13 protein-coding genes are annotated in these 15,131 nt (G+C 56.2%); 5 read left to right on the top strand and 8 right to left on the bottom strand.

Annotated features, from left to right (window positions below; translation table 11 throughout):
• Position 1: 1 nt before the first annotated feature.
• Positions 2–2,257, bottom strand: coding sequence for an NADP-dependent malic enzyme (locus ACR0AJ_RS11735; RefSeq protein ID WP_170349563.1), 2,256 nt, complete (start codon positions 2,255–2,257; stop codon positions 2–4).
• Positions 2,258–2,419: 162 nt separating this feature from the next.
• Here ACR0AJ_RS11735 and mutS point away from each other — a divergent pair, with 162 nt between their 5' ends.
• Positions 2,420–5,035 (top strand): DNA mismatch repair protein MutS, encoded by a 2,616-nt coding sequence (mutS, locus tag ACR0AJ_RS11730; protein ID WP_480741051.1) that lies wholly within the window; start codon positions 2,420–2,422, stop codon positions 5,033–5,035.
• Between the two features lie 32 nt (positions 5,036–5,067).
• On the opposite strand, the gene ACR0AJ_RS11725 is transcribed toward mutS, so the two are convergent.
• Both ACR0AJ_RS11725 and hrcA read right to left on the bottom strand, forming a co-directional pair.
• Positions 5,068–5,631: a nucleotide exchange factor GrpE gene (locus ACR0AJ_RS11725; protein WP_058283329.1), complete on the bottom strand. Its 564-nt coding sequence runs from the start codon at positions 5,629–5,631 to the stop codon at positions 5,068–5,070.
• 10 nt (positions 5,632–5,641) lie between these two features.
• Positions 5,642–6,706 (bottom strand): heat-inducible transcriptional repressor HrcA, encoded by a 1,065-nt coding sequence (gene hrcA, locus ACR0AJ_RS11720; protein WP_170361045.1) that lies wholly within the window; start codon positions 6,704–6,706, stop codon positions 5,642–5,644.
• Between the two features lie 112 nt (positions 6,707–6,818).
• Here hrcA and rph point away from each other — a divergent pair, with 112 nt between their 5' ends.
• Genes rph through ACR0AJ_RS11700 form a run of 4 tightly spaced genes read left to right on the top strand, consistent with a single transcriptional unit; the run spans position 6,819 to position 9,644 of the window.
• A complete protein-coding gene (gene rph / locus ACR0AJ_RS11715; protein ID WP_170349560.1) occupies positions 6,819–7,532 on the top strand; it encodes a ribonuclease PH in 714 nt (237 codons plus the stop codon).
• A complete protein-coding gene (rdgB, locus tag ACR0AJ_RS11710) occupies positions 7,529–8,143 on the top strand; it encodes an RdgB/HAM1 family non-canonical purine NTP pyrophosphatase (RefSeq protein ID WP_480647532.1) in 615 nt (204 codons plus the stop codon). Before rph ends, rdgB begins: the two co-directional genes overlap by 4 nt.
• Complete coding sequence (hemW, locus tag ACR0AJ_RS11705; protein WP_480740884.1) at positions 8,133–9,287, top strand: radical SAM family heme chaperone HemW; 1,155 nt, start codon at positions 8,133–8,135, stop codon at positions 9,285–9,287. Before rdgB ends, hemW begins: the two co-directional genes overlap by 11 nt.
• A gap of 3 nt (positions 9,288–9,290) precedes the next feature.
• Positions 9,291–9,644: a YbaN family protein gene (locus ACR0AJ_RS11700; RefSeq protein ID WP_480740883.1), complete on the top strand. Its 354-nt coding sequence runs from the start codon at positions 9,291–9,293 to the stop codon at positions 9,642–9,644.
• Here ACR0AJ_RS11700 and ACR0AJ_RS11695 read toward each other — a convergent pair.
• Genes ACR0AJ_RS11695 through mnmE form a run of 5 tightly spaced genes read right to left on the bottom strand, consistent with a single transcriptional unit; the run spans position 9,634 to position 15,122 of the window.
• Complete coding sequence (locus ACR0AJ_RS11695; protein ID WP_170361051.1) at positions 9,634–10,527, bottom strand: ParB/RepB/Spo0J family partition protein; 894 nt, start codon at positions 10,525–10,527, stop codon at positions 9,634–9,636. The two genes, ACR0AJ_RS11700 and ACR0AJ_RS11695, sit on opposite strands and share 11 nt — an antisense overlap.
• 20 nt (positions 10,528–10,547) lie before the next feature.
• A complete protein-coding gene (locus ACR0AJ_RS11690) occupies positions 10,548–11,351 on the bottom strand; it encodes a ParA family protein (RefSeq protein ID WP_170349556.1) in 804 nt (267 codons plus the stop codon).
• Positions 11,344–11,958, bottom strand: coding sequence for a 16S rRNA (guanine(527)-N(7))-methyltransferase RsmG (gene rsmG / locus ACR0AJ_RS11685; RefSeq protein WP_480740881.1), 615 nt, complete (start codon positions 11,956–11,958; stop codon positions 11,344–11,346). Before rsmG ends, ACR0AJ_RS11690 begins: the two co-directional genes overlap by 8 nt.
• Entirely contained in the window at positions 11,955–13,823 is a 1,869-nt protein-coding gene (gene mnmG, locus ACR0AJ_RS11680; protein ID WP_480740879.1) for a tRNA uridine-5-carboxymethylaminomethyl(34) synthesis enzyme MnmG, read from the bottom strand. The genes rsmG and mnmG overlap by 4 nt, the downstream gene beginning before the upstream one ends.
• A 12-nt stretch (positions 13,824–13,835) precedes the next feature.
• Entirely contained in the window at positions 13,836–15,122 is a 1,287-nt protein-coding gene (mnmE, locus tag ACR0AJ_RS11675) for a tRNA uridine-5-carboxymethylaminomethyl(34) synthesis GTPase MnmE (protein ID WP_480647527.1), read from the bottom strand.
• Positions 15,123–15,131: the final 9 nt, after the last annotated feature.

The raw sequence follows: 15,131 nt of genomic DNA, 5'->3' as shown, positions 1-15,131 counted from the left end.
CTTAAGCAATATCGCACGAGGCCAGGATGGCCATGTTCAGAATATCATTCGCCGTCGACCCGGTCGAACAGATCTGGATCGGCTTGTCGACACCAGACAGAATCGGGCCAATCACCGTGGACCCGCCCATTTCCTGCATCAGCTTGGTCGAGATCGACGCCGAATGCCGAGCGGGAACGATCAGGATATTCGCCGGGCCGGTCAGGCGCTGGAACGGATAGCCTGCCTGCTGATCCTCGTTCAGGGCAACGTCCACGGTCATCTCGCCCTCGTATTCGAAATCCACTTTGCGCTTATCCAGCACGACAGGCGCGCGGTGCATCTTTTCGGCCCGTTCCGACACCGGATACCCAAAGGTCGAGAAACTGACGAAGGCCACGCGCGGCTCAAGCCCCATATGACGGGCCACTGCGGCCGAGCGTTCGGCGATATTGGCCAGGTCATTCTCGTCCGGCCATTCATGCACCAGCGTATCACCGATCAGCACGATCCGCCCCTTGTGCAGCAGCGCGGTCACACCTACCGCACCATGCGCTTTGTCCGCGTCGAACACGTGATTGATCCGGTCCAGCACATGCGCCGATTTGCGCGTGGCCCCGGTTACCAGGCCATCACCGTGCCCATGCGCCAGCATCAGGGATGAGAACACATGCCGGTCACGTGCCGCCAGGCGGTAAATATCCTTGCTATCAAAACCTTTGCGCTGCAGGCGCTTGTACAGGAAATCGGTATAGGTCTCGAGATGCGTGGTGTTGGCGGCATTCACCACCTCCAACTCGCGCACGGCATCGCCCAGCCCGGCCTCTTCCAGCTTTTGTTTTACGTCATCGGGGCGACCGACAACCAGGGCCTTGCCGAATCCAGACCGCTGATAGGTCACAGCAGCGCGCAGTACACGTGGATCGTCACCTTCGGCGAAGATCATGCGGCTTTGCGCTTGGCGCGCACGGGCGTTCAGACCGCGCAGGATGCTGGCGGTCGGGTCCATGCGGGATTTGAGGCTCAGCTCATAGGCGTCCATGTCGATAATCGGACGCCGCGCTGCGCCGGTATCCATGCCCGCCTTGGCCACGGCAGGTGGGATACGATGGATCAGTCGGGGATCAAACGGTGTCGGGATGATATAATCGCGACCGAAGGTCAGCGATTTGCCATAAGCCATCGCAACCTCATCCGGCACATCCTCGCGCGCCAGACGGGCCAGCGCATGGGCGCAGGCAATCTTCATCTCGTCATTGATGGCACGGGCGTGAATGTCCAGCGCACCCCGGAACAGATAGGGGAAGCCCAGCACGTTGTTGACCTGGTTCGGATAATCGCTGCGTCCGGTGGCGACGATGGCATCCACACGCACCTCATGCGCTTCTTCCGGCGTGATTTCAGGGTCGGGGTTGGCCATGGCGAAAATCACCGGGTTGTCGGCCATGCTGGCGACCATGTCCTGCGTGACCGCACCTTTGACCGACACGCCCAAGAACACATCCGCGCCGTTCATGGCATCTTCCAACGAGCGCAGTTCAGTGGTGACCGCATGGGCCGATTTCCACTGGTTCATACCCTCGGTCCGGCCTTGGTAGATCACGCCTTTGGTGTCACAGACGATGCAGTTTTCATGCCGCGCGCCCATCGCCTTGAGCAGTTCGATGCAGGCGATCCCAGCGGCACCCGCACCGTTCAGAACAATCCTCACATCCTCGATCTTCTTGCCCGAGATATGCAGCGCGTTCAGCAGACCTGCCGCGCAGATCACCGCTGTGCCGTGTTGATCATCGTGAAAGACGGGAATGTCCATCTCTTCCTTCAGGCGCTGTTCGATGATGAAACACTCGGGCGCCTTGATGTCTTCCAAATTGATGCCGCCAAAGGTCGGCCCCATCAGCTTCACCGCGCGGCAGAATTCATCTGGGTCTTCAGTGTCCAACTCGATATCGATCGAGTTCACATCGGCAAACCGTTTGAACAGGACCGATTTCCCCTCCATCACCGGTTTTGAGCCCAACGCGCCCAGATTTCCAAGACCCAGAACCGCCGTGCCGTTCGAGATTACCGCGACCAGATTGCCCTTGTTGGTATAGTCATAGGCCGTTTCGGGGTTTTCCGCGATTGCTTCACATGGAACAGCGACACCGGGACTGTAGGCCAGCGACAGATCACGCTGGGTTGTCATGGGAACGGTCGCTTGCACCTCCCATTTGCCGGGGGTGGGGTCCAGGTGAAAGGCCAGGGCTTCTTCGTCGGTAATTTTCGCTTTGGGCATCTGATATGTCGTTTCTTTGCATCTGTTGGGCTGTCGCCTCATAGCGCAGGAAAACGCGCGCCTCAACGAGAATGAGTTTTCGGCTTTTACAGAAGATGCGGGATTTGTAAGGTCGCGTCCGGAACACGCCAAAAGGGGTCAGCCTTGTCCACAGTCACGCCGATGATGGCACAATATCTCGAAATCAAAGAGGCCCATGCCGATGCCCTGCTGTTCTACCGTATGGGCGATTTCTACGAGATGTTCTTCGAGGATGCCGTCAACGCAGCCGAGGCGTTGGATATCGCCCTGACCAAACGCGGCAAACATAACGGCACCGACATCCCGATGTGCGGTGTTCCTGTTCATTCCGCCGAAGGCTATTTGCTGACCCTGATCCGCAAAGGCTTTCGCGTGGCCGTCTGTGAGCAGATGGAAAGCCCGGCCGAGGCGAAGAAAAGAGGCTCTAAATCGGTGGTAAAGCGCGATGTCGTGCGTCTGGTGACACCCGGCACATTGACCGAAGATGCCCTTTTGGAAGCCCGCCGCCACAACTTTCTGGCCGCCTATACCGAAGTGCGGGATGAGGCCGCCTTGGCCTGGGCTGATATCTCTACCGGGGCGTTTCACGTAATGCCTTTGACAACCGTGCGGCTGAGCCCCGAACTGGCACGGCTTGCCCCGTCCGAGCTGATCGTTGCCGACGGATCGGAACAGGCTTTGCAGGAACCAGTCCGTGATTTGGGAATTTCGCTAACCCCCATCGGCCGCGCCAGTTTTGACAGCACGGCCGCCGAAAAACGTATTTGCGGATTGTTCCACGTGGGCGCTTTGGATGCGTTTGGAAATTTCGGTCGGGCCGAGGTTTCGGCAATGGGTGCCTTGATCGACTATCTTGAGATCACGCAAAAGGGCAAACTGCCCCTGCTGCAGACCCCCTTGAAGGAATCAGAGGATCGCGTTGTCCAGATCGACGCCGCCACACGCCGCAATCTGGAGCTGACCCGTTCCTTGTCGGGTGGTCGCGCCGGATCCCTATTGTCGGTGGTCGATCGCACCGTCACTCCGGGCGGGGCAAGGTTGCTGGAACAGCGCCTGTCCAGCCCCTCGCGCAATCTGGACGTGATCCATGCCCGGTTGGATGCTGTGAGTTTTGCAGCTGAGGACAGCTTGACCGCCTCAGACCTGCGCGATGCCCTGCGTAAAACCCCTGATCTGGACCGCGCCCTGTCGCGCCTGTCGCTAGAACGGGGTGGCCCGCGTGATCTGGCCGCCATCCGCAACGGAATGACGCAGGCAGCTGCTATTGCAGGTATCTGTGACACACAGGATTTGCCGGTTCTGCTGGCCACCGCAGTGCAGAACTTGATCGGGTTTGACGATCTTTTGACCTTGTTGGATGAGGCCCTTGTGGCAGAACCGCCCCTGCTGGCCCGAGACGGCGGTTTCATCGCTCCGGGTTTTGACACGGAACTGGATGAGGCCCGTAAGCTGCGCGACGAAGGCCGATCCGTCATTGCGGGATTTCAACAGAAATACGCAGAACACACCGGCATTGCTTCGCTGAAGATCAAGCATAACAACGTGCTGGGTTATTTTATCGAAACCACGGCCACCCATGCCGAAAAAATGCTGAACCCGCCGTTTTCTGAGACCTATATCCACCGCCAGACCACTGCCAATCAGGTGCGCTTTACGACCGTCGAACTGTCCGAGATCGAAACCCGCATCCTGAACGCCGGTAATTTGGCATTGGAAATAGAAAAGAGGCTCTATCAAAGGCTTTCTGACGAGATTCTGGACCGCGCCGCGCGTCTCAACCAAGCCGCCCGGGGGCTCGCCGAGCTGGATTTGACCACCGCATTGGCCGATCTGGCGCGCGGAGAAAATTGGTGCCGTCCCCAGGTCGACACATCGCGCGCCTTCCACGTGCAGGGTGGACGTCATCCGGTTGTGGAACACGCGCTGCACCAACAAAGCGGCGATGCCTTCATTGCCAATGATTGCGATCTCAGCGCGGATCAGGGCGCGGCTATCTGGCTGCTGACCGGTCCCAACATGGCAGGTAAATCGACCTTCCTGCGTCAGAACGCCTTGATTGCCCTGCTGGCCCAGATGGGCAGTTATGTTCCCGCTGAACAGGCGCATATCGGTGTGGTCAGCCAATTGTTCAGCCGCGTCGGCGCATCCGACGATCTGGCCCGAGGCCGTTCGACCTTTATGGTGGAAATGGTCGAGACGGCCGCCATCCTGAATCAGGCCGACGACCGCGCCCTGGTGATTCTCGATGAAATTGGCCGTGGCACGGCCACCTATGACGGCCTGTCCATCGCCTGGGCCACGCTGGAACATCTGCACGCCGCCAACCAATGCCGCGCGCTGTTCGCCACCCACTACCACGAACTCACCGCCCTGGCCGGCAAGTTGGAGGGTGTCGACAACGCTACCGTGGCAGTCAAAGAATGGGAAGGTGAGGTTATTTTCCTGCACGAAGTCCACAAGGGGGCTGCCGACCGCTCCTATGGGGTGCAAGTCGCGCAGCTTGCCGGTCTGCCCGCATCGGTGGTGGATCGAGCCCGCGTCGTACTGGACCAGTTGGAAAAAACCGAACGCGAAGGCGGCAAGCAAAAGGCGCTGATCGACGATCTGCCGCTATTTTCCGCCGCTCCGCCACCCCCACCACCTGCACCCAAGGCATCGCCGGTCACGGATATGCTGGACGACGTGCTGCCTGATGAGCTGACCCCGCGCGAGGCGCTGGACCTGATTTATAAACTGAAAGAGGCGGACAGATCCTGACCGCCTCAAAAAAAATTCGGTTTTAAAGCCGCTTAGCTTGCAGGTGTCGACGACACACCCACCTGCGCCGGTCGCAGCAGACGATCATGCAGCATGAAGCCTTCGGCCGAGACCTGAATGATATCACCTGCCTTGGTTCCGGGAACCGGTGCTTCAAACATCGCCTCGTGTACGTTTGGATCAAATCGATCACCAACTTCGGGCGTGATCACTTCGATCCCGTGCTTTTGGAACACATCCTTCAGCGCCCGCATGGTCAGCTCGATCCCTTCCAGCAGACCGGCGGCCACTTCTTTTTGCTCATCGGTCGCAGCTTCGAGTGCGCGCTTCATGTTGTCGTAGACCGGCAGCATATCACGCGCCAGTTTCGAGCCACCGTATTGCTCGGCATCGCGCCGCGCTTTGTCGCCACGCTTACGGGCGTTTTCGGCATCTGCCAGCGCACGCATGAACTTATCTTTGTAATCGTCGCGCTCTGCGCGCAACTCATCCAGCTCTAGCGCTTCGTCGCTGAACTCGGCGATTTCTTCGGCCAGCTCTTCAGCTTCAGCCATTGCGATATTGTCCAGAAAATCTTCGTCCTTGGGCTCTGCCATCTCTTACCCTCTAGCTCCGGTCGGATATCAGCTTGCCGACCAGTTGCGCCGTATAATCCACGATCGGTACGATCCGTCCATAATTCAAACGCGTGGGCCCGATGACCCCGACCGCGCCGATTATCTTTCGATCAGCGTTCATATATGGAGACACCACCAAAGAGGAACCCGAAAGTGAGAAAAGTTTGTTCTCAGAGCCGATAAAAATGCGCACACCCTCGCCTTCTTCGGTCAATTCAAGGAATTCCGCGATGTCTCGTTTGCGTTCCAGATCATCAAACAGGGAGCGGATTCGGTCCAGCTCCTCAACTTCACCCGGTTCACCCAGCAGATTCGCCCGCCCGCGCACAATCAGACGGGCCGAGTCGCCTCCATCCCCGTCCCAAGCCGCCATGCCGCTTTCGACCATTTCCCGTGCCAGCACGTCAATCTCTTGTTTACGCGCGTCAATCTGCGCCTGCATCTGACGGCGCACTTCGCCAAGCGTGCGGCCTTCGATCAGTGCGTTTAGAAAATTCGCCGCTTCGCGCATCGAACTGGGTGTCTGCCCCGGTGGCGGTGTAAACAGGCGGTTTTCAACGTGCCCGTCAGCAAAAACCAACACCACTAATGCACGGTCATGAGCTAACGAAACAAATTCGATATGCTTGATCTCGGATTCTTGCTTGGGAGTCAAAACTAAGGAGGCACCATGTGTCACGTGTGACAAGGCCGAACCCACGCGATCCAGCATCCCGCCCACATCGCCTGCGTTAGACCCTAATGTTTCGTCCAGCTTCTGCCGATCAGCGGCGCCCAGATCGCCAACCTCAAGCAAACCATCGACAAACATACGCAAGCCTTGCTGCGTCGGAATGCGCCCCGCACTGACATGGGGGCTGTCGAGCAAGCCCAGAAACTCCAGATCCTGCATGACGTTGCGCACGGTGGCGGCGCTGACTTTTTCCGACAATGTGCGGGTCAGAGTGCGGCTGCCAACAGGCTCACCGCTGTCCAAATAGCTTTCGACGATCAGCCGGAACACCTCACGTGACCGGTCGTTCATCTCGTTCAGAATTTTGCTCGCTTCGCTCATCAGCGGTCCCCTGCTGGGCCGTCATTAAATCGCAGGCATATGAAAGGTCAATCGGGGTTGCATCGTAAGCCATGAGGGCGTTATCCCCAACCCAGCAAACAAAGGATTTTCCATGCGACCCTCAGGACGAGATTTAAGCGAAATGCGCGCCGTTTCAATCGAAACGGAGTTCACCAAACATGCCGAAGGTTCCTGCCTGATCAAAATGGGTGACACCCATGTACTGTGCACCGCCACGATCGAGGATCGCGTACCCCCCTTCATCAAAGGCTCGGGCCTGGGCTGGGTTACGGCTGAATACGGTATGCTGCCCCGCGCCACTAACACTCGGATGCGGCGCGAGGCGGCGTCGGGCAAGCAAGGTGGGCGCACCGTTGAAATCCAGCGCCTGATCGGTCGTGCCCTGCGCGCCGGTGTGGACCGGGTAGCCCTGGGCGAGCGTCAGATCACTGTGGACTGTGATGTGATCCAAGCCGATGGGGGCACTCGTTGTGCTTCGATCACTGGTGGTTGGGTTGCACTGCGGCTGGCGGTGAACAAACTGATGAAGGCCGGGGACGTAATCTCGGATCCGTTGATAGACCCTGTTGCAGCGGTTTCTTGCGGTATTTATGCCGGCCAGCCCGTACTGGATCTGGACTACCCAGAGGACAGCGAAGCAGGCGTGGATGGCAATTTCATCATGACCGGTTCGGGCAAATTGATCGAAGTGCAAATGAGCGCCGAGGGTTCCGTCTTTAGCCGCGCGCAGATGGATCAGCTGATGGATCTGGCCGAAAAAGGTGTGGCCGAGCTGGCCGCAGCCCAGAAAGCCGCAACCGCATGACCCGCAAGTTCGACAGCAACAGGCTGCTGGTGGCCACGCACAACAAGGGAAAGCTTGAGGAGATGAAACATCTCCTTGAACCCTTCGGCGTGACCGTTGTTGGCGCGGCTGAGATGGACCTGCCCGAACCGGATGAAACTGAGGACACGTTCGTCGGCAATGCCCGGATCAAGGCCCATGCTGCCGCCCAAGCCACTGGCATGCCTGCCCTGTCGGACGATTCCGGGATTACCATTGATGCGCTGGATGGCGCTCCGGGTGTTTACACCGCTGATTGGGCCGAAACCGGTGATGGTCGCGATTTCCTGATGGCCATGACCCGCGCCCACGATAAGCTAGAGGCTAAAGGCGCCGCCCATCCCCGCACGGCGCAGTTCCGATGCACTCTGGTACTGGCCTGGCCCGATGGGCATGACGAGGTATTCGAAGGCATCGCCCCTGGTCAACTGGTCTGGCCCATCCGTGGCAAGGACGGGTTCGGCTATGATCCAATGTTTGTCCCTGACGGGTACGACATTACCTTTGCCGAGATGGATCGCTGGGAAAAGAACAAGATCAGCCATCGCGGCCGCGCTGTGGAAATGTTCGTGAAGGGCTGCTTTGGCGGATGATTGGCGCAACGGGGGCTTCGGCCTGTACGTGCATTGGCCTTTTTGCGAGGCCAAGTGCCCTTATTGCGACTTCAATAGCCATGTTTCACGTAATATCGATCAAAAACAATGGCTTAATGCATATTTGGATGAGCTGCGCCGCACGGCTGCCGAAACACCAGGCCGGGTTTTAAACACGATCTTTTTCGGCGGCGGCACGCCGTCGTTAATGGACCCAGACACTGTCGCCGCTGTGATCGATCAGGCCCGGGCCCTCTGGCATCCGGCCAATGACATGGAAATCACGCTTGAGGCCAATCCGGGCTCGGTCGAGGCTGGCCGTTTTGCCGCATATCGGGACGCCGGGGTGAACCGCATCTCGATGGGGGTTCAGGCGCTTAATGACGAAGATTTGCGTCGATTGGGTCGCATTCACACTGTGGCTGAGGCACGTTCTGCCTTTGATATTGCCAGAAATTGCTTTGATAGGGTCAGTTTTGACCTGATCTACGCCCGCCAACACCAAACCCCCGAAGACTGGCGAGCCGAACTGACCGAAGCCCTTTCGATGGCTGTCGACCACCTGTCGCTGTACCAGCTGACCATCGAGAACGGAACCGCCTTTGGGGATCGCTATGCCGTTGGTAAACTGCGTGGCCTACCCGAAGATGACAGCGCTGCCGACATGTATTTGGAAACACAGGACATCTGCGAGGCACATGGCCTGCTGACCTACGAGATTTCCAACCACGCACGCCCCAGCGCTGAATCACAGCACAACCTGATCTATTGGCGCTATGGCGACTATGTCGGCATCGGGCCTGGTGCCCATGGGCGCGTCACCTTGAATGGTCAAAAACTGGCTACAGAAACCTACCTGTCCCCAAACGCTTGGCTAACTGCCGTCGGAAAAGGCAGCGGAGAAAAAGAACGCTCGCCCCTATCAGCGCAAGAACAGGCCAAGGAATACCTTATGATGGGGTTAAGAGTTGTAGAGGGTCTAGATATTGACAGGTATAATTCCCTGGCAGATCACCCGTTGCCGCAGGACAAATTGGCCGATCTAACAGAATTTGGGATGATCAAACAGACAAATGGCCAATTGATTGCCACCAAAGATGGGCGCGCCGTTTTGAATGCGGTGATCCGGGAACTTTTGGGGTAAATGATGCAATATCTTTGGGCCGCCCTGGGTTTGATTTGCGTTGGCTTCGCGGTGGTCGGCATCGTTCTGCCCTTATTGCCTACTGTTCCTTTTTTGCTGCTGGCCGCGTTTTTCTTTGCACGGTCGTCCTCTCGCCTGCACAATTGGCTGATTACACATCGCACTTTCGGCCCGTTGATCGTTGACTGGCAAACGTCCGGCGCTATCCGACCCGGGGCAAAAAAGGCGGCCACCATTTCGGTTGCCGCCGTGTTCGGGCTATCGGTTCTGTTGTCCCTGCCGTCTCATGTCCTGATCATTCAGGCCGTGGTTTTGGGCGCGGTGATGCTGTTTATCTGGACCCGGCCTAACGGCTAAGCTTGGCGCACAGATCGTCCAACTGATCCAGGTTTTCATAGGTCAGCACCACTTGCCCGGTTTCTGTTCCAGCCTTGTGATTGATCGCAACTTTCATCGCCAGAATTGCCGACAGGTCTTTTTCCAAGGCTCGCGTATCAGCGTCTTTACCCGCATCCAGGTTCCGGGAACGCGGGGCAGCTTTCGCCGGATCTGCCTGTTGTTTTTTCACCAGCGCTTCGGTTGCGCGAACCGAAAGCCCATCCCGTACTACGATTTTCGCCAGTTCTGATGGGTTTTCGGCCGTTATCAACGCTCGTGCGTGCCCAGCAGACAGCTTACCTTCGATGACCAGCGTCTGAACGTCCAAGGGCAACGACAGCAAGCGCAATAGGTTCGCAATATGACTGCGGCTTTTCCCCAAGGCTTCGGCCAACTTCTCTTGAGTATGCCCGAAACGGTCCATCAACTGCTTATAGCCAGCAGCTTCTTCGACCGCATTCAGGTCAGCCCGCTGTATGTTTTCGATAATGGCGACTTCCAACACCTCTGTGTCGTCAAACTCACGCACAATAACCGGAATATCATGCAACTGCGCCATCTGAGCAGCGCGCCAACGCCGTTCCCCGGCTACGATTTCATATCCACCATTGCTGATTTCCCTCACAATCAGCGGTTGAATAATGCCCTTTTCTTTGACCGAGGCTGCCAGTTCATCCAATTGATCCGCTGAGAATGTACGGCGCGGCTGGTTTGGGTTGGCCTGCAGCTTTTCAATCGGAACTTTCATGTCCGGACGACGCGGTTCTGTAGTCACCAGACCTTCGGCTTCCTGCGTTACATCTGCCATCAGGGCAGATAGTCCCCGGCCCAAACCTCTGGGTTTTGATTTTTTGACGGCCACTGCGCCCTCCTCACTGCCGCTCAGGCAGCGGCATTTTTGTTCTTGTGAATGACTTCACGCGCCAAATGTCGATATGCCATCGCACCCAACGATCCCGAGTCATACTGCAAGACCGGCAAGGCGTATGACGGCGCCTCACTGACCCGCACATTTCTGGGTATCTTGGTTTTAAATACCATCTCACCCAGATTGTCACGTGCATCCTTTTCAACCTGGCGGGACAAGTTGTTGCGGTTGTCATACATGGTCAACACAACACCTTCGATTCTCAGGTCCGGATTCGCAGTTTGCCGAACCTCTCGGATCGTCAACATCAACTGCGAAAGCCCCTCCAGTGCAAAGAATTCACTTTGCAGGGGAACCAGAACGGAATGGGCAGCTACCATCGCATTCACAGTCAGCAAGTTCAGAGATGGTGGGCAGTCGATCAGCACAAAATCAAGCTCAAACTGGTCGATCGAGGTCTGACGCAGGGCGTCATGCAACAAATAGCTGCGTTTTTCATTGGAAATCAGTTCGATATCCGCCGAGCTTAGATCAACGGTTGCCGGTATTACCAGCAACCCGCCAATTTCTGTCTCTTGTACCACAGCTTCAAGCGGTGCATCGTCCAGGATCAAATCGTATGTGGTCCAATCCCTGTCCTCAACACCCAAACCGGTTGACGCGTTCCCCTGCGGATCCAGATCCACCACAAGAACCCTGCTTCCTGCTTCTGCCAAACCGGCCGCAAGGTTGATCGCAGTTGTTGTTTTTCCCACCCCACCCTTTTGATTGGCGACCGCAATTATCCGGGGCCCTGAGGGACGAGACAGATCAACCACGCGATACTCCTTTTATCCTTAGAATAACAGCTTGGGGCTCAGTTAAACTTGTAATCGGCTCGCAATCGAAATTCCATTCCTTGCGCGCGTCATTCAGCTCTTTTTTCCAGCTTGCGCCTTTCGGCAACAGCGCCGTACCGGACTCTTTTAAATGCCTGTCACAAAAGGACAATAACGTGGGCAGATCCGCAAGGGCGCGGGCAGACAAAACATCGGCGTTCAACGGATCCACGGATTCTATCCTTTTTGAAACAATAGAACAGTTTGCCCCGCATTCCCGTGCAACGCTACGCAGAAAGGCAGATTTACGCTGATCGCTTTCTACAAATGTAAATCGCACCTCTGGCGCTTCCTCTATAGCCATGATCGCGCAAACCATGCCAGGGAAACCACCGCCGCTGCCCAAATCTACCCAATTATGGAACACATCCGAACACCGGTATACCTGCACTGAATCCAGAATATGCCGTGACCAGATGTCATTCAGGCTGTTGCGCGATACCAGATTTATCTTGGGATTCCAGCGCCGAACCAGTTCTACATAGGTTTCAAGACGGCTAAATGTTTCACGTGAAACATCTAAACCTTTAAATACCTCATAGCTCATGCCTTTCGGACCTTTTGCTCTCGCCTCAACTTGGCCAGCAGTAAGGTTAAAGCGGCGGGCGTCACGCCCTCTACCCGCCCGGCCTGAGCAATATTAATCGGCTTTGCCTCAGACAGTTTTTGCTTCATCTCAGAGGATAGGCCTTCCAACGCCGAATAATCGAAATCGCGCGGTATTTCATAGGATTCATCGCGTTTCATGGCTTCAACATCTTTTTTCTGGCGCGCAATATAGTTCGCATAAAGCGCATCCCGTTCGACCTGGCTTCGGATATCTTCCTCAATATCTTGCAAACCCGCCTCAAGCGGAATCAGATCATTGAACGTAACATCAGGAAAAGCCAGCAAAGCCATGCCATCTCGGCGATTTCCGTCCTGATTGACATTGATTCCAACTGCACGGACTTCCTTTGGTGTATAAGTCCGGTCTGTCAGTATTGACTTAGCAGCTGTAAGTTTCTCTATCTTTTCATGAAATCTTTCAGCCCGCGTATCACCAACACATCCAAGGTCAATTCCAAGAGGTGTTAATCGCTGATCAGCGTTATCAGCCCGAAGAGACAACCTGAACTCTGCCCGAGAGGTGAACATCCGATAAGGTTCTGCAACCCCTCGCGTAGTCAAGTCATCGATCATAACGCCTATATAGCTGTCAGCACGCGTGAAATGAACGGGTTCCCGATCCAGGACAGCAAGTGCTGCATTCAGACCAGCGACAAGCCCTTGTGCTGCTGCTTCTTCATATCCTGTTGTCCCGTTAATTTGTCCGGCAAGATATAGCCCCGGGGCATCAGGCAAGGACAAGGACGACGTCAGAACACGGGGATCAATATAGTCATATTCAATTGCATAGCCCGGTTGCAGGATCTCCGCCTTTTCCAGACCTTTGATCGACCGCACATAATCATGCTGGACGTCCTGCGGAAGCGAAGTTGAGATCCCGTTTGGATAGATCGTGTGATCATGGATCCCTTCAGGCTCAAGGAAAATCTGATGGGATTCTTTCTCGGCAAACCGAACAATCTTATCCTCAATCGAAGGGCAATATCTGGGCCCGACCCCATCAATATGACCGCCATACATTGCCGACCGTGACAGATTTTTTTCAATTATCTCATGTGTACGCGCATTCGTATGCGTTATTCCGCACGAGATTTGGGGTGCGACAGCTGACTCAGATAAAAACGAGAATAGCGTCGGATCTTCGTCTCCATCCTGCCGCTCTAGATCTGACCAATCAATGGTTCGACCGTCCAACCGGGGTGGTGTACCTGTTTTCAATCGCCCCATTGGAAGGTTTAAGCTGTCCAATCGCTCTGCCAGTTTGACAGAAGGTCGGTCCCCCATTCGCCCGCCGGGTCGGGAAACGTCTCCGATATGAATCACACCACGCAGAAAGGTCCCGGATGTAAGTATCACGGCCGAGGCATGAATCTCGGACCCATCTGCCAATTGTATTCCGACGATACGAGGTCCAACTGTCAGAAAATCTGTGACCTCCCCGACCACCACGGATAAATGCTCTTGCGCCTGTGTCACTTTCTGCATGGCATCACGATACAGTGCCCGGTCTGCCTGAGTCCTTGGGCCCTGCACAGCTGGGCCTTTGCGGCGATTCAGCAATCTAAATTGAATACCGGCCTGGTCCGCAACGCGGCCCATGACACCATCCATCGCGTCGATTTCGCGAACCAGGTGGCCTTTCCCCAAACCCCCAATGGCAGGATTGCAGGACATCACTCCAATATCGGACGCAGACAGCGTCACCAATGCCGTCTCAACCCCCACGCGTGCAGCGGCATGGGCGGCCTCGGTTCCGGCATGTCCGGCGCCAATCACAACAACATCGAACTTTGAATGTTTCACGTGAAACACTCCTTACTTACCCAGGCAGAAACTGGAGAATATCTCATCCAAAAGGTCTTCGACCCCTATTCTGCCGACCAATGTTTCAAGGGCGCGGATAGCCGTCCGCAACTCTTCTGCCGCGATATCATACAGGTCCGGGCCTGATTCCAGAACTGTCATCGCCGCGACCAAAGCTGCCTTGGATTCATTCAGTGCGACTCGGTGGCGTTCACGGGTTGCAATACCATGGCTTGTGGATCTCTCACCCAATACACACGATATATGGGAAATTAACTGATCAATTCCATGACCGGTTTTCCCGGAAATCCCGCCCTTATCATCCCCGCGCAGGTCAGATTTCGGAAAAAGCTGAATGTCACCTTCGACCATGGGAACACCAAGGTCTGACGGGTCTTCGGTCAGAAATACCCGCAAATCAGCCGCGTCCGCACGTTTACGGGCCAGATTAATTCCAAGGTTTTCAACGTGATCTTCGGTTTCGCGCAACCCTGCGGTGTCCAGCAAAGTCACAGGCAAACCACCGAGATCCATGCGAACTTCAATAACGTCACGAGTTGTGCCGGCATATTCCGACGTGATCGCGGCCTCTCGACCCGCCAACGCATTCAGCAAGGTGGACTTGCCTGCATTTGGAAGGCCAACAATGGCAACTTCGAACCCGGTCCGGATACGTTCGGCAATTTTTACACCGTCCGCTTCGCGTTGCAGGTCTTGCATGACGCCGGTCACCAATGTGCAGACCTCAGGTGTCACGTCGGTTGGAACCTCTTCATCGGCGAAATCTAGCACGGCTTCCAGCAGAGACGCCGCCCGGATCAGGTCACGGCGCCAGCGTTCGGCCAAGCCACCCAGCTCTCCCGCTAAAATGGTCTGGGCCTGTTTACGCTGCGCCTCGGTTTCGGCATCGATCAGATCGGCCAGACCTTCGACCTGCGTCAGGTCCATCTTGCCGTTTTCCAATGCACGGCGCGTAAATTCCCCGGGTTCTGCAAGCCGCAACCCAACCGTATCGGACAAATTTTGCATTACCGCATTAACCGAAGCCGTGCTGCCGTGTATCTGCAACTCTGCGACGTCTTCACCGGTAAAGCTGGCCGGGGCCTGGAAGGTCAGAACTAACCCATCATCCAAGCGTGACCCATCAGCTGCACACAAAGACCGAACCCGCATACCGCGGGACGGTAGCGGGCTGCCGGTCAGGTCGGCTGCGGCTGAATGCGCCAAAGGGCCCGAGAGGCGGATGACCGCCACCCCTGCTTTACCCTGGGCGCTGGCCAAGGCGAATATCGTATCCATTCGAAGGCC

The sequence above is a fragment of the Ruegeria sp. CJ9 genome (assembly GCF_056536625.1).
This window is presented reverse-complemented; position numbering and strand designations above follow the sequence as displayed.

What these genes read in the sequence shown, in the direction of transcription:
- ACR0AJ_RS11735 (WP_170349563.1), bottom strand. Translation starts at nt 2,257, where the DNA reads ATGCCCAAAGCGAAAATTACCGACGAAGAAGCCCTGGCCTTTCACCTG.
- mutS (WP_480741051.1), top strand. Translation starts at nt 2,420, where the DNA reads ATGATGGCACAATATCTCGAAATCAAAGAGGCCCATGCCGATGCCCTG.
- ACR0AJ_RS11725 (WP_058283329.1), bottom strand. Translation starts at nt 5,631, where the DNA reads ATGGCAGAGCCCAAGGACGAAGATTTTCTGGACAATATCGCAATGGCT.
- hrcA (WP_170361045.1), bottom strand. Translation starts at nt 6,706, where the DNA reads ATGAGCGAAGCGAGCAAAATTCTGAACGAGATGAACGACCGGTCACGT.
- rph (WP_170349560.1), top strand. Translation starts at nt 6,819, where the DNA reads ATGCGACCCTCAGGACGAGATTTAAGCGAAATGCGCGCCGTTTCAATC.
- rdgB (WP_480647532.1), top strand. Translation starts at nt 7,529, where the DNA reads ATGACCCGCAAGTTCGACAGCAACAGGCTGCTGGTGGCCACGCACAAC.
- ACR0AJ_RS11700 (WP_480740883.1), top strand. Translation starts at nt 9,291, where the DNA reads ATGCAATATCTTTGGGCCGCCCTGGGTTTGATTTGCGTTGGCTTCGCG.
- rsmG (WP_480740881.1), bottom strand. Translation starts at nt 11,958, where the DNA reads ATGAGCTATGAGGTATTTAAAGGTTTAGATGTTTCACGTGAAACATTT.
- mnmE (WP_480647527.1), bottom strand. Translation starts at nt 15,122, where the DNA reads ATGGATACGATATTCGCCTTGGCCAGCGCCCAGGGTAAAGCAGGGGTG.